This window comes from Pseudomonas monachiensis (assembly GCF_047345015.1).
Taxonomy (GTDB): Bacteria; Pseudomonadota; Gammaproteobacteria; order Pseudomonadales; family Pseudomonadaceae; genus Aquipseudomonas; species Aquipseudomonas monachiensis.
The window spans coordinates 3032468-3049733 of the sequence record NZ_CP178857.1 but is presented as its reverse complement, the minus strand read 5'-3'; the positions used below and the strand labels follow the sequence as shown (position 1 = coordinate 3049733).

Annotated in this window: 13 protein-coding genes and 1 pseudogene; 5 read left to right on the top strand and 9 right to left on the bottom strand. The window is 59.8% G+C overall.

What is annotated here, in order from left to right:
* The first annotated feature begins 14 nt into the window (after positions 1 to 14).
* On the top strand, positions 15 to 593 hold the full coding sequence (locus ACMDB8_RS13620; protein WP_223541181.1) for an eCIS core domain-containing protein: 579 nt from the start codon (positions 15 to 17) through the stop codon (positions 591 to 593).
* Here the strand turns inward: ACMDB8_RS13620 and ACMDB8_RS13615 are convergent.
* Entirely contained in the window at positions 562 to 1788 is a 1227-nt protein-coding gene (locus ACMDB8_RS13615; protein ID WP_223541182.1) for an MFS transporter, read from the bottom strand. The two genes, ACMDB8_RS13620 and ACMDB8_RS13615, sit on opposite strands and share 32 nt — an antisense overlap.
* Before the next feature lie 136 nt (positions 1789 to 1924).
* Between ACMDB8_RS13615 and ACMDB8_RS13610 the strand changes: the two genes are divergently transcribed.
* Complete coding sequence (locus ACMDB8_RS13610) at positions 1925 to 2383, top strand: winged helix-turn-helix transcriptional regulator (RefSeq protein ID WP_223541183.1); 459 nt, start codon at positions 1925 to 1927, stop codon at positions 2381 to 2383.
* A gap of 88 nt (positions 2384 to 2471) precedes the next feature.
* On the opposite strand, the gene ACMDB8_RS13605 is transcribed toward ACMDB8_RS13610, so the two are convergent.
* Positions 2472 to 3389 carry a LysR family transcriptional regulator gene (locus ACMDB8_RS13605; RefSeq protein WP_056724920.1) on the bottom strand — a complete coding sequence of 306 codons (918 nt, stop codon included), beginning with the start codon at positions 3387 to 3389 and terminating at the stop codon, positions 2472 to 2474.
* Between the two features lie 195 nt (positions 3390 to 3584).
* Here ACMDB8_RS13605 and ACMDB8_RS13600 point away from each other — a divergent pair, with 195 nt between their 5' ends.
* Together ACMDB8_RS13600 and ACMDB8_RS13595 are read left to right on the top strand one after the other, a co-directional pair.
* Positions 3585 to 4025, top strand: a complete 441-nt coding sequence (locus tag ACMDB8_RS13600; RefSeq protein WP_409079231.1) for a DoxX family protein — start codon at positions 3585 to 3587, stop codon at positions 4023 to 4025.
* Positions 4026 to 4069: 44 nt separating this feature from the next.
* Positions 4070 to 4342: pseudogene (locus ACMDB8_RS13595) on the top strand (NADP-dependent oxidoreductase); the annotation flags it as partial.
* Between the two features lie 26 nt (positions 4343 to 4368).
* Here the strand turns inward: ACMDB8_RS13595 and ACMDB8_RS13590 are convergent.
* The 4 genes from ACMDB8_RS13590 to ACMDB8_RS13575 form a co-directional block, all read right to left on the bottom strand.
* Positions 4369 to 5439 (bottom strand): threonine aldolase family protein, encoded by a 1071-nt coding sequence (locus ACMDB8_RS13590; RefSeq protein WP_409079232.1) that lies wholly within the window; start codon positions 5437 to 5439, stop codon positions 4369 to 4371.
* A 102-nt stretch (positions 5440 to 5541) separates the two neighbouring features.
* Positions 5542 to 6357: an AraC family transcriptional regulator gene (locus tag ACMDB8_RS13585; RefSeq protein ID WP_056724914.1), complete on the bottom strand. Its 816-nt coding sequence runs from the start codon at positions 6355 to 6357 to the stop codon at positions 5542 to 5544.
* 184 nt (positions 6358 to 6541) lie between these two features.
* On the bottom strand, positions 6542 to 6997 hold the full coding sequence (locus tag ACMDB8_RS13580) for a glycine zipper 2TM domain-containing protein (protein ID WP_056724912.1): 456 nt from the start codon (positions 6995 to 6997) through the stop codon (positions 6542 to 6544).
* Positions 6998 to 7280: 283 nt separating this feature from the next.
* Positions 7281 to 12113 carry a M10 family metallopeptidase C-terminal domain-containing protein gene (locus ACMDB8_RS13575; RefSeq protein ID WP_409079233.1) on the bottom strand — a complete coding sequence of 1611 codons (4833 nt, stop codon included), beginning with the start codon at positions 12111 to 12113 and terminating at the stop codon, positions 7281 to 7283.
* A gap of 609 nt (positions 12114 to 12722) precedes the next feature.
* Here ACMDB8_RS13575 and ACMDB8_RS13570 point away from each other — a divergent pair.
* Complete coding sequence (locus tag ACMDB8_RS13570; protein ID WP_409079234.1) at positions 12723 to 13337, top strand: dTMP kinase; 615 nt, start codon at positions 12723 to 12725, stop codon at positions 13335 to 13337.
* A gap of 214 nt (positions 13338 to 13551) precedes the next feature.
* Here ACMDB8_RS13570 and ACMDB8_RS13565 read toward each other — a convergent pair whose 3' ends face one another.
* The 3 genes from ACMDB8_RS13565 to ACMDB8_RS13555 all read right to left on the bottom strand — a co-directional run bounded on the left by ACMDB8_RS13565 (position 13552) and on the right by ACMDB8_RS13555 (position 17264).
* Positions 13552 to 14544 (bottom strand): LacI family DNA-binding transcriptional regulator, encoded by a 993-nt coding sequence (locus ACMDB8_RS13565; RefSeq protein WP_223541187.1) that lies wholly within the window; start codon positions 14542 to 14544, stop codon positions 13552 to 13554.
* Positions 14545 to 14619: 75 nt separating this feature from the next.
* Complete coding sequence (locus ACMDB8_RS13560) at positions 14620 to 16122, bottom strand: glycoside hydrolase family 32 protein (RefSeq protein ID WP_409079235.1); 1503 nt, start codon at positions 16120 to 16122, stop codon at positions 14620 to 14622.
* Complete coding sequence (locus tag ACMDB8_RS13555) at positions 16119 to 17264, bottom strand: ABC transporter ATP-binding protein (protein WP_409079236.1); 1146 nt, start codon at positions 17262 to 17264, stop codon at positions 16119 to 16121. Before ACMDB8_RS13555 ends, ACMDB8_RS13560 begins: the two co-directional genes overlap by 4 nt.
* Positions 17265 to 17266 lie beyond the last annotated feature (2 nt).

Below are 17266 nucleotides of genomic sequence, written 5' to 3'. Positions count from 1 at the left end.
ACCTGGAGAGTCCAATGCCGCCCATCATCACGCGCCTGGGGGCGCTGCTGATTCTTTGCCTGGCGCTTGATGTGACAGCCCAGACCAATGCCTGCCCGGCTGGCGAGAAACAAGTGTGCCTGGATGGCTGCATTTGCCTGCCAGACGTGGTGCCTGATGGCATCTACCAGATCGCGGCGCCTGCCCTGGCATTGTGGCTGACCCAGGCCCGTGCTGAAGCTGCGAACGCCGGCACCCAAGCCATTCCACCGCGCATCCGCGAGCAGTTGCTGCATTGGTACGAGCCCGGCGTCCTCGATACCGCGCGCTACAGAATAAGCGACAACGGCCAATTCAACGCCGCCACTGCCATGCTGCAAAACCCCGATGTCGGTGCCGTGACGCTGATCGATATCATCCTGTTCCGGGACGCTCAATCCGCAGAACAGGACATCGAGCTCTGGGCTCACGAACTCAAACATGTGCAGCAGTATCAGGATTGGGGGGTGTCGGGATTTGCCCAGCGGTATACGCAGGATTTCAATGCGGTAGAGGCGCCGGCTTATGCCATACAGGCTGAGGTCAGGCGCTCGGTGCGGGCGGGGGTTTACTGAAGGCCAGCGTACTCAAGATCAGGGCCGTCGCACTGATCGAGGCTCCCAGCAGGCAAACGGCAGTCCAGCCCCATAGCGCATACACCTGCGTCGCGGCAGCAGCACCCAGTGCGCTGCCCACCGAGTAAAAGCACATGTAGGCGCCGACCATGCGACTTTGGGCGTCGGGCCGTGTCGCGAAAATCAGGCTCTGGTTGGTGACGTGTACGGCTTGCACCGCGAAGTCGAGCAGAATCACCCCGCAAACCAGCGCGATCAGCGAAGACTGCGCAAAGGCGATGGGTAGCCAGGACAGCGTCAGTATCACCAGCGAAATGCCGGTGACCCGTTGCCCCAGACCCTGGTCGGCCCAGCGTCCGGATCTTCTGGCAGCCAGGGCACCGGCGACGCCCGCCAGGCCAAACAGGCCGATGACCGTGTGTGATAGCGACAACGGAGGGGCGCTCAACGGCAGCACCATGGATGTCCATAGTACGGAAAACGCGGCAAAGATCAGCAAGGCCAACAGCCCCCTGATTCGCAACACCGGTTCGGTCATGAACAGCGTGAAGAGCGAGCGGATGAGTGCCGGGTAAGTGTATCGACTGCGTGGCGTTGCTGCGCGAGGCAAGACTTTCCAGAACACCGCCGCAAGGGTCAGCATCAATCCCGAGGAAACGAAATACACGGCGCGCCAGCCTGCCAGATCGGCGATCAGCCCGGAGGTGAACCGCGCCAGAAGAATGCCCAGGACAATGCCACTGGTCACGGTCCCCACGGCCTGGCCACGTTGTGCCGGCGTTGCCAGCGCGGCGGTGCAGGCCACCAGCACTTGAACCATCACTGCCAGCAAACCCACGGCGATCATGGCCCCCAACAGGGTCAGCCATTGCTGTGCGGCGCCGACTCCCGCCAGTGCAATCGCAGACAGCAGCATTTGCGTCAGAATCAGCCCTTTACGGTTCAACAAGTCGCCCAAAGGGACGATGAACAGTAACCCCAGCGCGTAACCGACTTGAGTCGCCGTCACCACAAACCCGATCATTGAGGGGGCCACATCCAGGCTCCGGGCCATTGAATCGAGCAAGGGTTGTGCGAAGTAGACGTTGGCGACGGCGAGCGCGCAGGTGACAGAAAACACAAACGTGAGTTGCGCAGAAAGCCCCGAAGCCTGCGCGGCGAAAGGATGGGTGGCTGAATCGGTACCTGCTTTCATGTGAGCCTCCGTGGCGCTAAACTGGTTTCAATTAGCAACTTGATTCAATTGTTATCGAATCAGGTTTCATATTGCAACCACATTGCTCAAGACCAGACGACTGAACTGGCCGTCCTTATCCAAAAAGGTAAACACCATGGTCGCAGACCCTTCACCGCAAGGCAGCGAATGCCCGGTAGCACGAACACTGGAAGCCATTGGGGATCGTTGGTCGCTGCTGATCATTCGCGACGCGTTCGACGGCATTCGCCGATTCAGCGAATTTCAAAAAAGCCTGGGGGTGGCCAAAAACATTCTGGCATCGCGCCTGAAGACGTTGGTTGAGGCCGGTGTGTTCGACGTTCAGCCTGCGTCGGATGGCAGTGCCTACAAGGAATACGTCCTTACGGAGAAAGGACGGGAGATCTTTCCGGTGGTGGTCAGTATGAGGCAGTGGGGCGAACGGTTTATGTTCGCGCGGGAAGAAACGCGCTCGGTATTGCTGGACAATGAGTTCGGCCAGTCCCTGATGCCGATTGAAGTACGCTCCGCGAGCGGTCAGAAACTTGGACCGTCCGACTGCCACCGAGTGAGGGTGGTTGCCGACGAGTCTTGAATCGAACGGTTGAAGGCGAATCAGTCGAGCAGCGCCACCAATCGTGGTTTCATTGTGGGCGGCTCGAGCGGCACTGTGGTTCCAGACATCAAGGGGATGTCTCCTGCACCGGGCATTGTTGAACGAAGCGGTCGATCAACCACCTCGCCGCCGGCCCCGGCGGCAGATCTGTGCGGTAAATGATGTCGAAGGCGTAAATCCCGCTTTTGTATTCCGGTATGTTCAGTTGCACGAGTCGGCCGCTTTCCAGATCTTCCCGGACCATTGGCGCGGGCATGTTCCCCCAGCCGATGCCCTCACGCAGCAACATGTGTTTGGCGCCCAGGTCCGCCAGGCGCCAGGTGCGGTTACTGAGCACCGCGAAATCCTTGCCCCTGGTCAGGACCGAACGATCGGACAGCACCAGTTGTGTGTGCTCTCGCCCGGCGCCCGGAACGTTCGCGTCGCTTGAAGCCAGCGGATGATTCGGCGCCGCCACGGGAATCAACTCGACACTGCCGACGCCTATTCTTTCGATGCCGTCGATGCCCTCGTTCATGGGGCCGCTGACGCCGATGATCGCACCTCGGTTGATCACCAGCTCAGTGACGGCACCGAGGGCTTCCATGTGCAAGTGCAGGGCAACCGTCGGGAACTCTTCGCGAAAGGATTTGAGTGCGTCCACCACGCGCTCGGGGGGCAGCATGACATCGAGCACCACGTGCACTTCGGCTTCAAGCCCCTGGAGCAGGCCCTTCACTTTGGCGCGTAATCCATGAACACCGTTAGCGATGGTCCTGGCTTCGGCCAACACCGTGCGGCCGGCATCGGTGAGCTGGGGTTTGCGGGTCGTCTGGCGATCGAACAACGACACCCCGAGCTGCATTTCAAGATTGGCGATCGAGTAGCTGACGACCGACGTGGCGCGATGCAGTTTTCTGGCGGCCGCCGCAAAACTGCCGACTTCCACGACCGTCAGGAACACCCGCAGTTGGTCCAGTGTCGGTGTTCCCGGGTCAGAGATCATGCCTGTTTCCTCGAACCAGATGTCCCTGAGCAAATTGCACGATTTAACTCCTTTACCGGATATGTGGGCTGGCTTTTCTAATTTATAGAATCTAATGATCTAAATTAGTCAGCTATTCAGGTTAGCTGATGCAGGGCAACATTTCTTCACCCGGGCGGTTCAAGTCGAATCGCACCCAACCGAAGGAATTGCCCCATGACGACTTCTGCAAACATCGCTCAAACAACCACTTCTGAACAGAGCCGTTCTGATGTGGCCCAAGCCTCAGCTTCGTTGATCGGCCGCGTACTGCTCAGCGTAATCTTCATCCTTTCCGGTTTTTCGAAACTCGCCGCTCCGGCAATGATGGTCGGCTACATCGGTTCGGTCGGCCTTCCGTTTCCACAATTGGCACTGGCGGTGGCGATCATTGCGGAGATCGGCGGTGGCCTGGCACTGATCGCCGGTTACCGTACCCGTACCGTCGCCGCCGTACTGGCCGTGTTCAGCGTGTTTACCGCGCTGGCGTTCCATAACGCACTGGGCGATCAGAACCAGTTCATCCACTTCTTCAAGAACATCGCCATGGCCGGTGGCCTGTTGCAGGTCGTGGCCTCCGGTGCCGGTCGCTTCAGCCTCGACGCTCGCCGTCGTTGATACGTCCGCGCTGCGCAGGGCCCGCGCCCTCGCAGCGCAAATGTTTCGGCTTCATCGACATCGTCGGCGGTTACGCGACCAAAGCCGTTGCCCAGGTTTCCAAACTGGCGCTCAATCCAAAATCGATCAGTGTCTTGCAGGCCGGCGCTGTCCCGGCAACGGCCCTGACGGCCTGGCAGGCGCTGACCGAGCACGCTGGCGTGCAACGTCGCCAGAAAGTGTTGATCCATGCCGCGGCCGGTGGCGTGGGCAGCATGGCCGTGCAGATTGCCAAGTACCTGGGCGCCGAAGTCTACGCAACGGCCTCGGCACACCATCAAATCCCTGTGTTGGGTGACGAGTGTTACTCGCGATCCCGATCTACAGCACGCCTCACCTGGTTCAACAGGTGATCGACATCCTCGGCGGTGGTGGCGAACGAGGTGACGAAGCGAACGACATTCGGTCCCCAGCGATCATGGTAGAACCCGAACCCGGCCTTTAGCAGGGCATCGATCATTGCCGAGTCCAGCCGACAGAACAGGATGTTCGCCTCGGTGCCGCCGAGCACCTCAACCCCGCTCAGGCCAGCAAGTCCCTGGGCCAGGCGCTGGGCGGCAGCGTTGGCCTTGCGTGCGTTGTGCAGCCAGAGATCGTCGGTCAGGTACGCATCGATCTGCGCCGACAGAAAACGCATCTTGGAAGAGAGATGGCCTGCGCGCTTGCGCCGGTAACTCATCTCGGTGGCGAGGGAGGTGTTGAACAGCACGATGGCTTCCGCCGCCAGCGCGCCGTTCTTGGTGGCACCGAACGACAGGGCATCCACGCCGGCCTTCCACGTCATCTCGGCCGGGGAGCAGCCAAGCGACACCAGGGCGTTGGCAAAGCGCGACCCATCCATATGCAATCCCAGGGAAGAGGACTTGCAGACGTCACCAATGGCTGCGATTTCGTCCAGGGTGTAGAGGCTGCCGACTTCGGTGGCCTGGGTGATGCTGACGCAAGCGGGCTGGGTCGTGTGCACGTCGCCGACTTTGTCGCGGGTGCGCTCGCGCAGTCGGACGATATCCAGCTTGGCCGCCGGGCCGTCGACGGTCATCAGCTTCGCGCCGTTGGAAAAGAACTCCGGCGCGCCGCATTCATCGTTGTTGATATGGCTGGCCGGATGGCAGTAGATGTTGCCCCAGGGTGGCGTCATCGCGCTCAGGCAAAGCGCGTTGGCGGCGGTGCCGGTGGGCACGAGAAAGACCTCCACGTTGCGTTCGAAGATTTCACAGAACTTGCGCTGGACCTGCGCCGTCAACTCGTCGGTGCCATAGGGACTCGCCTGGCCCGTGCTGTGTTTGACCAGGGCTTGTACCACCTCCGGCGAAGCACCGGCGATGTTGTCACTTGAAAAACCCAGCGCGGGCGATCTGTTTGTTTCACCGTTCATCATCCAGTTCTCGGCTGCGCAGGCGAAGGTGTTTCGCCCGGATTGGCGCATCCTATGGAGAGGGAAGGTTGTTGCGCTTGTAAAAAATTGACAGCTGAAGGCCTAAGTCCTGTAGCGCGATGGCGCGACGCCGAATGCCTGCCGAAAGGCGCGGTTGAAATGGCTTTGATCGTAGAAGCCGACGGCGTGGGCGACCTCGACGATGGGTTGCGCGCTGCGAGAGAGCAGACCACAGGCCCGTTCGAGACGCAGGCGAAGCAGCCACGCGTGGGGCGTCATGCCGACCGTGCGCTTGAACTGCTTGAGAAACGGGAAACGGCCCAATCCGCACAGGCCTGCGAGATCATCAAGGGTGATTCGCTGATCGATGTGACTGAAACAATAGTCCCTGACGCGAGACCATTGCAGAGGCGACAGGGTGCCGGTAATCGTTTCGGGCTTGATCGCCCGTGACTGGCTCAACAACTGTTCCAGCAGGGTGAACCATTGCGTCTGCACCGCGAGGCTGCCGGGGCCAACGCACTGCTGCATCGCTTCGTGCAAACCGCGCAGGTTGCCTTCAAGCCCCGGGTCTTCGAGCAATACACCGGCCAATTCAAGCTCTTTCGGATGACCGCTGATTTCCTCGGCCAGGCTCGCGACCAGCGCCTGGGACAGGCGGAATGTCTTGAGCGTATAAGCGCCGCCGCCCTCGGACACGCCATCGTGAATTTCACCCGGCGGCATCAGGGCAACACCTCCTGGTCCTAAAAGAAACGACTCGCCTTTGGATCGATGGCGCTGGATGCCCTCGGTGACAAAACCAATGTGCAAATCGAGGTGGTAATGACGATCGAAACCGACATCCGCAAAACGTGCGGACCCCAGCACCAGGCCTGGTACTTCGGAGACGTGATGGTACTGGGCATGCTCAGTCATGAAACCCGTTCAACAATCGGCGAGGAGGGCGAAAGACTCAAAGTCTAAGTGTGTCAGAGGTATGGATCCATGGGTAGCCAACAACTGGCCTGAGGTTGTGCATGAGTCATTGAGTGTCAACCGAACTTGCTCGGCATGGTGATGTTGCGCAGCTTGTCCGCTGCGCAACGTCCAGTAGCTGCCGCTAGCTTTGTGGCACCACCCGCGCTTCGTTTCCGGCACCCTCGACATACACGTTCATGCCTTTTCTCAGCACCGGATTGATCGACTGGGTCACCTGAACCAGTACGCCGCTTTGGGTGCGGACGATGATCTGCTGTGCGTCCACGGGCTGATCATATTTTTTCTTTTCGATGTAGTTGCCGCCTGCCGCGCCCGCGAGGGCACCGGCGACCATCGCCACATCCCGGCCGGTGCCCCCGCCGATCAGGCTGCCCAGGCCCAGACCGCCGATACCACCCAATATGGCACCGACACCGCTGTCGTGATTGGTCTGCATCTGGGTCTGTGTAATCTCCTCGATTTTCCCCGAGCGAATCTCCGTCTCGCCAGCGCCTCCGCTCCCGGCACCCACCGCGGCACAGCCGCCAAGCACCAGTCCAAAAAGCGCTAACGTCAGCCAGGAAGCGATTGTTTTCATCGTCGAACTCCATTTTTCAGAGGAAGTGGGTCATGCAAACGCATCCAATGACGTTAGACGAAAAAATCCGGTTCAGGCGCTTGTTTGGCTGTGCACAGCACTTGAGGTTGGCCAGGCTTTGTCTTTCTTGGAAGCTGATGATCCGCGGGTACCTTTGAGCCGCAGGGTTGCAACCAGGTTCAAGATGGACCCCGTGTGGCGCGCGAGCAAGCTCCCTCGCCACAGGTTCAGTATCCCCCTTGACTGACCGATCAGGACGAGCCCGCTCCCGCAGGGTGTGCGCTCAACCCAAGCCTGTGAAATCGCTGGCGTGCAGCTCCTGGACGCCCACCAGTTGGATTTCGAATTCCGGGGTGGCGTCGGCGTTGACACTGCCCTGGAGAACGCCATCGGCAAAGCGTAGTTGGCCGGTGGCGTTGGCCGGGTCGAAAGCGTTGCTGCCAATGAAGGTGAAGGCGTCGACAGCGGTGGTCAACGGCTTGGCGTCCAGGCCGGTGAAATCCAGATGATCACCCTCGGTGCTCTTGAAACCGTTGATCACATCGCGCAAAGCCCCGACGCCCATGTCCGACAGCGCACTGAACGCGAAGGTATCCGCGCCAGTGCCACCGGTGAGGTTGTCGGTGCCTGCACCGCCGATCAGTCGGTCATCGCCCGAACCGCCCACCAGCGTATCGTTGCCCGCACCACCGTTCAGAACGTTCGCGGCGCTGTTGCCCGACAGACTGTCGGCGTAGGCGCTTCCCGTCAGGTTTTCGCAGAACTTCAAGGTGTCGAGCCCGGAGCCCGCGGTGTTTTGTTGCGCCGAGGTCGAGAGGTTTACGTTAACGCCGGACAGGGCGCGCGCATAAGACACCGTGTCAGTGCCATCGCGCCCGTCCAGCACGTTGTTACCGGCTCCGGCGAACAGCGTGTTGTTCAGCGCGTTGCCCGTGCCATTGGCGGCGCCAGTGCTATCGATATACAGATGCTCGATGTTGTCGCCGAGGGTATAGGCTGCCAAGTCGCTGTGCACACGGTCGCTCCCTCCAGACACTGCATTGCTGTTGGTCTCGATCACGGCGTCATCGGCGTTGTCGACATAGTAGGTGTCGTTGCCATCGCCGCCACTCATGCTGTCGGCTCCGGCGGCACCGTCGAGCAGGTTATTGGCGGCATTGCCGGTGATGAAGTTGTGCCGTTCATTGCCGGTGCCGTTGATGTCCGACACGCCGCTGAGCACCAGGTTTTCCAGATTGGCGCCCAGAGTCCAGCTGACCGAGGCCTGCACCGTATCGATCTGCGAGATCGAGGTGCTGGTTTCCACCACGCGGTCCAACGCGTTGTCGACCACATAGATATCGTTGCCATTGCCACCGGTCAGGGTGTCGGCGCCAAGGGATCCATCCAGTGTGTCGTTGCCCGAACTGCCCGCCAGGGTATCGGCCTGGTCGGTACCGGAAATCATGTTCCGGGCGTTGTCGAAAATGTCCTGCACGCTGTTGTTGTCGTTGGGGTTGCCCTGCAAGCCAAGGTCACCGGCAATGTAGTCGGCCAAACGCTGGCCGACGATCTCCGCCGACTCCTCGTGCAGGTGCCAGACGTCGTCGGGATACGTCAGCGGATCGACTTCGTGGCGCAAGGGGAGGTCGGTGTAGTCCACCGCCAGCTTGACGTCGACGCGCTCGGCGGCGATGGCTTCCTGGGCGGCGCGGACATAACCAGCCCCCTCGACGATGGAGGCAATTTTTTCCTCTGAATAACCACGGGCCCGCGCCGCGTCCTGGTCGTAGTGACCGGTTTCCATCAAGTACACGCTGAAGTTGCCGAACTGGGCATGCAGGTAATCAAACACCTGCAGGGTCGCGGCCTTGTACGCCGCTGCTGCTGCAGCTTTGTCCGTGGCGCGGCCGATCTCCTGGGCGGCTTCCTCGCCCTGGCCCCAAATGATGCCCATGGTGACGTTATTGATCGATTGCAGTTCGCTGAGCTGGCCTCGCAGCAGCGTTACGGCGCGCAATAACGCCGCGCCGGGCTGGTTGGTGTCGGTCAGCCACCAGCACAACTCGAGCTCCCCGGCGCTGAGTGTCGACAGGCCGGTGACCGTGCTGCCCCCCACTGCGATGTCGATGCCGTTGCCATCGGCGTCGGTGAATTGGCTGCGCACATCATAGGGGGTGTAGCGGTCCAGGTCGTTGACCAGCATCGAGGTGCCGGACTGACCGTCGTCCTCGGTCATGCGCAGCAGGCGCGCATTGGATTGGCCGAGGGTGGGCAGGTAGAGAATGTCCTGCCGGGGGCTCTCGCCGAACACAAAGTCGCTGGCGGTCAGGGTGTTGATGTAGTTGCCGTTGAGGGCGATTTCAAAACGATTGCCATCGGCATCCGCTTCGGCGGACTTGATGTAGGTCTTGTCGCCGGCCGCGTTGAGGGTGATGTACAACGTGCCATTGTTGCCATCGCCGAGGCCGATAATACCCAGGCCTGAAACATCGATCTTGTCGACGCCCGCGGTGAAGTCATAAATCGTGTCGGTGGCCGAGACACCGCCGGTGTCGTAGTCACGGTAGCTGTCGAGCACGTTGCTGTAGCGGAAGGTGTCGGCACCGTCGCCGCCGTACAGCGAGTCGCGTCCGGCGCCACCGTCGACGATGTCCGCGCCGGTGCCAGCCTTGATCGTGTCGTTGCCACCGAGGCCGAGGATCAGGTCCGCACCCGCCGTGCCGTTGAGGGTTTCGGCGTTGTTGGTGCCGGTGATGGTATTGGCGGGTACATCGGCCACGACAAGGGTGAAGCTATCACTGACCGATGCTCCGGCCGGGTCCGTGGCCTTGACCAGCACGTTGTAACTACCGGACGCGGTGCTGGGCGGCGTGCCGGTGAAGGTCAGGTTGGCGGCATTGAAGACCAGCCAGCCGGGCAGGGCGCTGCCATCGGCCAGTTTGGCGGTGTAGCCGAGGCTGTCATTGTCCGGATCGGTGAAGCTGGTCGCTGGCACCACGTAACTGAACGGGGTGTTTTCGGTCGCGCTCTGATCCAGCAGCGGATTGGCCAGCACCGGTGCCTGGTTGGTCGGTGCCGACGTGGCGAAGACGAAGTTGGCGCTGGTCAGCTTGTCGAGGTAGTTGCCGTCCAGCGCCACTTCGAAACGGTTGCCATCGGCGTCGGCGGCCAGGGACTTGATGTAAGTCTTGGTACCGGTACTGTTGAGTGCCAGGTACACGGTATTGTTCTTGCCATCCCCCAGGCCGGTGAACCCCATGGCCGAGAGGTCGATCTTGTCGGCGGTGATATCGAAATCGGTGATCAGGTCGCCAAGGTTGGCACCGCCGGTGTTGTAGTTGCGGTAACTGTCCAGGCGACTGGAGAACACAAAGACGTCCGCTCCGGCACCTCCGGTGAGGGTGTCCATACCCGCGCCGCCGTCGAGCCTGTCGTCGCCCGCGCCGCCACTGAGGCTGTCGTTACCCGCCAGGCCGAGCAGGGTGTCGGCCGAATCGCTGCCCAGCAGCGAGTCGCTGGCGCCGGTGCCGGTGATCACACGATTGAAGATGAAGTGGCTGGCGGTCAGGGTGCCGGTGAGGTTGCCCGAGAGAATCAGTTCGAAGCGATTGCCGCTGGCATCGGCATCATAGTCCTTGATGTAGGTGCGGTCGCTGCTGGCGCTGTAGCTGACCTGCAGGGTGCCGCCACGGCCATTGCCCAGTCCTGTGAAGCCGAGGCCGGCGAGATCGATCTTGTCCTGGGTGACGTCGAAGTCGGTGATGGTGTCATCGAAGCTTGTGGTTGCGTTGCGGTAACTGTCGGACTGAGTGGTGAAACGGAACGTATCGGCGCCGGTACCGCCGGTGAGTTTGTCGATGCCTGCACCCCCCACCAGAATATCGCCACCGGCTCCGCCATTGAGGGTGTCGTTGCCGGCAACGCCGTAGAAAATCTCGCTGTCGGCGCTGCCCAGCAGGGTGTCGTTGCCGGCCGTACCTTGCACGATGGTCATCGGCACCGTGGCGCTGACGTAGCTGCCGTCGCCATAGATCAGCGTGGCGCCGCTGCTGGTGTGACTGATGGTGTTGCCAATAATGGCGTTGCGATCAGTGCCGTCTTCATTGCGCTCCGCGACGCCGTAGGTCGACAGGTCGCTGCCGCTGATGAGGTTGCCCTGGATGGTGTTATCGCTGCCGTTGAAGTACTTGCCGGACACGCCCAGGGTGTCGTCGTAGGACTGGATGATGATCTCCGGGACGGGGCTGCCCAGGGAATTGTTGTTGAGCGTGTTGTCGATGATCTCGACGTGGTTGCTGCCGTAGATGCGCACACCGGCGCTGGCGTTGTCGTGAATGTCGACGCCGCTGACGGTCACCTCGCTGGACAGCTTGATCAGCACCCCTTCGGCGCCGTTGCCGTACACCTCGCCACCGGTGATGGTGATGTTGCTGGGGGAGGGGATGTCCTCGCTGCCGCGCTGCACCACGATGCCAGTGCCGCCGTTGTTGTAGGCAACGTTATTGGTGAGCGTGAAGTCGTGGGTGCTGGTAACGATGTTGAAACCGTGCCGGTCGTTGTCGTACGCGACGTTGTTTTCGAAAGTGCTGTCGCTGAGGAAGTCGGCAACGAAACCGTCCAGGCCGTTGCCGTGGGACACGCTGTTCTTGATGACCATGTTGACGGTCTGCTCGTGGGGGTCGAAACCGTACCCGGAGCAATCCTTGATCTCGACGCTGTCGAGGGTGACGTTGGAGTCGTAGCCCGCTTCGCCTGGAATGTAGCCGTTGAACCAACCGTCGATCTTGCCCGTGGTGTTGTCACGGTTGCCGTCGATGGTGAGGTTGCTCACGCCAAAGTCGTGGGTTTGCTCGCCGTAGGCGGAGCGGATGACTCCGGTGATCTTGGTGTCGGAGCCGTCAGCCACCTTGACGGTGGTTGCGCCCATGCCGTCGCCGTACAGGTAGACGTTGCTCTTGAGCATCAGGCAGCCGTCGGAGGGTTCCTCACCTCCCGAAACGATATAAGTTCCGGTCGGCATGTACACCTGCCCCCCGCCTGCAGCGGCCGCCGCATTAATTGCATTTTGTATCGCCGCCGTGTCGTCAGTGATGCCATCTCCTTTGGCGCCAAAATTTTGTACATTGAAAATCATGAGTTTATCTCCGTATCAGGCGAAAACCTCGGTAGTGCCAATATTCAATCGACAGCTAAGGCTTTATGACCCAACGGAGCGCAAAAGTTGCGACCGCATATCGGGGAAGCGTCAAGAAAACAGAACCAACTGATTAGCGGTTATGAGATGTTTCGAAAAAATAACGTTTTGTTGACGCTCGCTCGGGTAGCGAGGTTGCAGTGGACCAGCCAAGGAGTTGGCGCAAAGCTGGGTGGGAGGTGCCTGGAGGATCCTGGGCGATTCAAGTGGGCTCTACGTCTTCGGGTCGACAGAAACGCGTCACAACCCATGACATTGATGTTTGAGCGTCAACTGCGGTTTTTGGGGATGGAATTGCCCATCCGCGAATTCCACCGATGATCGTTAAGAGTGGGCTACTGCTACATACATGATTTAGCTTATGGGCGATGACCGATGTTCATAAGCGGCTGTAACCCTGGGTTTTGAGACCCGTTAGCCCGAAACCGGGTTAGAGTGTTCATCAATCTCTGTTCATAAGGGACCCTCCACTCGATTCGCGTAGTTGCGCCAAAGGGTTCCAGCGAACGAACAGGGCAAAAAAACCGTATATCAATCGTTATGTGAAAAATGAATCGTCCGCTGTTTGTTTCTCTGGATGGGCCCAAGGGAGCCGGCAAAACCACACTGTTGGAGGCCGTCACGAAAGTACTGAGGGCAGGCAACAAAAAAGTGATTCGACTTTGCGAGAAAAAAAGCGATCCCTATAGGGGTGAAACAATGACCCTCGTGAACAAATTCGTCAGAAATCCCACCCGCGATTTGGAGTTGGAGGTTTGTGAGCGCTTTGCTGATAGCCGTACCTGGATTTCCCGGCACGTGCTGGCTAAACAGCCACCAGGCAGCATCATCTTGATCGATCGCTGGTACCCGTCTGATGCCGCGTTTCGCCGGATAGTCCCGTTTGCAGAGATTCTACAGTTGAACATTGATCGAAACGTGCGAGTGCCCGACCTGCATGTCGGGGTTGTCACCGCCCCTGAAATTTCATGGGCGAGGGCAGCGGCACGACGGCGTGGGCTGAGCAGTACCGTGATCCATAAGCTGGAAGAACATGTCGCTTGTACCAAGGCGTTCGAGCAAGCGACTGCAGATCACGGCTGGGTTTTATGCCGTAATGAAGGAACGATCGAAGACGCAACGATGCAGGTGATTTCTGAGATCTATAGCGTCCTTCGATGCTAGCGAAGGCGCGCGAACCTTTAAGAAGCAAACGACTATGTATCTGGTATGTGGCGAAGCGCTTTTCGATTTCTTTAGTGAAAACGACCCCGGAGCTCAAGCTTCAAAAATAAACTACAAGGCCATTTGAGCCTCGATTGATCTGCCCAGTAGGTCGGTGACAGGCTAGTGGCAAATCGAAAGCAAGCGGGCGCGCTATCACCGAATTAACTGAATCTTATAGCGATGCCCTAACCACCAATGGACAATCAACGGGCTGGGCTCCCGATACGTCGAGGGTCTCGATCAGGTGCCGGGCAGCCTTGCGACCGATCTCGTAGTACGGTAGTTGCACCGTGGTCAGCGGCGGGATGAACAGCTCAGCAATACCGATCATGTTGTCGTAGCCGAGCACGGCGACATCGTCGGGAATTTTCAGGCCACGGCCCAACAACAGCTGATAGGCACAAAAGGCAATGCGGTCGTTGCCACAGATCAGAACATCGAACTGGGGACGACCTTCGATGATGTGCCGGTCGAGGATGGCTGCGGTTTCACCATAGGCATCATGATCGGAAAGGTCGTATTGCAGCAGTGCGTCAGGCGCCAGGCCGAATGCCTGACAGGCACGCTGCAGGCCTTTTTGTCGCAGGCCCCAGGCCAGGCTCTGTTTGGGCAGATTGATGCACAGAGGGCGTCGATAGCCTTGGCTCAACGCGTGATGTACGGCGCGATACTGCCCCGATTCGTCGTCCGGCACATAACTGACCAGGTGACTGTCATCGGCCAGGCAATTGGCGAGGACCAGGGGTTTGCTCTTCAAGCGCTCGGGAATGCTCACCTGGCGAAACCCCATGGCGCTGAAGATCAACCCGTCGGGACGGTGCGACAACATCAGGTCGATGTTCTGGTCGGTGGGCGGATTGCTCAACAGGTTGAGGATGAAGACATTCCAGCCGGCTTGCTGTGCGGTCTGTTCGATGGACAGCAACAGTTCGACCGCGAACGGAGTGGTCGCGGTGTCTAGCGCGAACACTCCGATGGTTCGCGACTGGAGGTTGTCGCCGCGCATCTTGCGCGCCGACAGGCTCGGTACGAATTGCAGTTCATCAATGGCGCGACGCACCCGCTGAAGGGTTTCGGGACTCAGTTTTTCCGGATTATTGAGCGCTCGAGAAACCGTCATCAGGGACACGCCGGCCAGCTGTGCAACATCTTTCACTGAAGTCATGCGAGATGAGACCGGTCAGGTTGACGCAGAATCATGACACAGGGCCCGGGCTTCTCGCGACTCGAATGACGCGGCTCATAGCCATCCAGAGCCGAGAGGCCATGCCTTGGGAATCGAGACACGCCCGCCACTTCCGCTGGTAAACAGCTTCACGCCCAGACTGTCGGGCCGCGGATAGAAGCGACTGCTGAGGCTGAAGCGCCCGTTCGCGTCGAACACCTCGATGGACGAGCGATCGAGAAACACACGCAGTTCCAGTCGCTCTTGTGTCGGGTCTATCGCCACGCTGCGCTGACCGGTGACTTGTGCACCCGAGCGGTTGCGGTCAAGCACCAGACGCTGCAGTGATGCATCGTAATAGAGCAGGGTTTCTTCCTGGCCATCATCGCTGCAACGCAAGGCGATTCCCAGGTGGCCGTCGGTGCAGTCGAGCAAATCCAGATGCACATGGATTTCGAGCCTGTCGCCATTCACTTCCCGCACCCATCGGGCTCCCGCCCCATCCCACCAGGACGTGCCCGGTATTGGCTCCTTGCGTAAGGCGGCGAGCTCCCGAGCTGGATACACGCAAAGCCGATCGGCGTGCAGTTCAAGTTCGCGCGGCAACCCGAGCATGCCGCACCAGTGATGGGCCTGGCTCGGCATCGGGCTTTCCCACATGTCGAGCCACGCCCACACAAGACGCCGACCATCGGCGGCCAGTAGCGTTTGCGCGGCATAGAAATCGTGGCCGTTATCCAACTCGATAAAAGGCCCGCCGTTGAAGTGCCATTTGCTGTCGAGTCGGCCCACTCGATAACCGGTCTGGTACTTGTTGAGCCGTTCGTAACGCTCGGGTTGCATGCCCTGAGGGGAGTAGAGCAGCACATCGCGCCCGTTCAATCGGAACAGATCCGGGCACTCCCACATATAGCCATCGCCCTCACTGCCGCTGGACACATAATTGAGGAACTCCCAGGCATGCAGATCCGTGGAACGGTATAGCGGCAGTAGCGGTTTATCAGCCAGACGCGCGCCGGCAATCAGGTACCAATAGTCATCCTCCTGCCATACCTTGGGGTCACGAAAGTGCATGATCGTGTCTTGCGGCGCGTTCTCGATGACGGCGCCATGCTTGACGAACCGGATGCCGTCGGTGCTGGTGGCCAGGCACTGGACTTGGCGGATCGAGCGTTCGTCACCCACTTCTCCCAGCCAGGTGTGCCCGGTATAGATCAGTGCCAGGGTATCGCCACACACCACCGCGCTACCGGAAAAACAACCGTCACGGTCGAAGTCGTCGCCGGGCGCCAGCGCAATGGGCAAATGTTGCCAATGGACCAGATCGGAACTTTTGGCATGCCCCCAATACATCGGGCCCCATTTCGCTTCGAAAGGGTGGTGTTGATAGAACACATGGTATTCGCCACGAAAGTACACGACCCCGTTGGGGTCGTTCATCCAGCCCACGGGGGGGGCAAGATGATAATCGGGTCGATAATCGTGGATGACACGAGACAGGCCATCACTGAGCGCATGCTGCGCAATCTCAAGGGCAGTGGACATTGGAACACTCATGGAATTCAAAGACACAGTCATAGGGCGCCTGCTCGTGCCGAGCGTAGAGGGACGCCATCCGGCAGGGTTTCAATGGCGTGTGGGTGGCGCTTGAAGGCCGTGCCGTCGGCGTCGAACAGGTGCAGGTTGTCGACGTCCAGTTGCAGTTCGACCCGATCGCCCGCCTGCCATCCGGCGTTGACCTCACAGCGACAGATCAGTGGCTCGTCCTGACCTGTATCCAGGTGCACATAGGTTTCACTGCCCAGGTATTCGACCCCGGTCACGACGACGCCGGCAGTTCCCTGCGCCGCCTTGAGCGACATGTGTTCCGGGCGAATCCCCAGGCTCAGTGGGGCGTCCGCCGCCAGGTTCGAGCTGTCGAAGGGCAGGGAGGTCATACCCAGGACGGGAGATTCGACCAGGCTGGTTTCACCCGGGGCATGCAGGCGTGCCGCCAGAAAGTTCATTCTGGGCGAACCGAGAAAACCGGCGACAAAGCGGCTCGCCGGACGCTCATAGAGTTCGCGCGGTGAGCCGACCTGTTCTACGTGACCGCCATTGAGCACGACAATTTTGTCGGCCAGGGTCATCGCTTCCACTTGATCGTGAGTGACGTAGATCATGGTCGAGCCCAGTCGATCATGCAGCCGGGCGATTTCGTTGCGCATCTGCACCCGCAAGGATGCATCCAGATTGGAGAGCGGCTCATCGAACAACAAAATGTCCGGCTCACGCGCCATGGCTCTGCCCATTGCCACACGTTGACGCTGGCCTCCAGACAGTTCTTTTGGCTTGCGTTGCAGCAGTTTGTCCAATTGCAGGATTTGCGCTGTTTTCAGCACGCGCTCACGCAGGCTGCTCTTTTCAGTCTTGGCCAGTTTGAGACCAAAGCTGATGTTGTCGTAGACGCTCATGTGCGGGTATAGCGCATAAGACTGAAACACCATGCCGACGCCACGCTCGCGCGGCTCCAGGTCGTTGACCCGTCGCCCGTCGATCAGCAGGTCGCCGCCGCAGATCGAATCCAGTCCGGCGATCAGGCGCAGCAGGGTCGACTTGCCGCAGCCCGAAGGGCCGACGAACACCACGAATTCACCCGCCGCGATTTCCAGGCTGACGTCGCGAAGAATCCGCGCGCCGCCCAATTGTTTGTTCACGTTGTCCAGTTTCAATTTGATCACGA

Bases quoted from the DNA above. Each gene is read 5' to 3' on its own strand.
- ACMDB8_RS13620 (WP_223541181.1), top strand. From the start codon at position 15: ATGCCGCCCATCATCACGCGCCTGGGGGCGCTGCTGATTCTTTGCCTG.
- ACMDB8_RS13615 (WP_223541182.1), bottom strand. From the start codon at position 1,788: ATGAAAGCAGGTACCGATTCAGCCACCCATCCTTTCGCCGCGCAGGCT.
- ACMDB8_RS13610 (WP_223541183.1), top strand. From the start codon at position 1,925: ATGGTCGCAGACCCTTCACCGCAAGGCAGCGAATGCCCGGTAGCACGA.
- ACMDB8_RS13605 (WP_056724920.1), bottom strand. From the start codon at position 3,389: ATGATCTCTGACCCGGGAACACCGACACTGGACCAACTGCGGGTGTTC.
- ACMDB8_RS13600 (WP_409079231.1), top strand. From the start codon at position 3,585: ATGACGACTTCTGCAAACATCGCTCAAACAACCACTTCTGAACAGAGC.
- ACMDB8_RS13590 (WP_409079232.1), bottom strand. From the start codon at position 5,439: ATGAACGGTGAAACAAACAGATCGCCCGCGCTGGGTTTTTCAAGTGAC.
- ACMDB8_RS13585 (WP_056724914.1), bottom strand. From the start codon at position 6,357: ATGACTGAGCATGCCCAGTACCATCACGTCTCCGAAGTACCAGGCCTG.
- ACMDB8_RS13580 (WP_056724912.1), bottom strand. From the start codon at position 6,997: ATGAAAACAATCGCTTCCTGGCTGACGTTAGCGCTTTTTGGACTGGTG.
- ACMDB8_RS13575 (WP_409079233.1), bottom strand. From the start codon at position 12,113: ATGATTTTCAATGTACAAAATTTTGGCGCCAAAGGAGATGGCATCACT.
- ACMDB8_RS13570 (WP_409079234.1), top strand. From the start codon at position 12,723: ATGAATCGTCCGCTGTTTGTTTCTCTGGATGGGCCCAAGGGAGCCGGC.
- ACMDB8_RS13565 (WP_223541187.1), bottom strand. From the start codon at position 14,544: ATGACTTCAGTGAAAGATGTTGCACAGCTGGCCGGCGTGTCCCTGATG.
- ACMDB8_RS13560 (WP_409079235.1), bottom strand. From the start codon at position 16,122: ATGACTGTGTCTTTGAATTCCATGAGTGTTCCAATGTCCACTGCCCTT.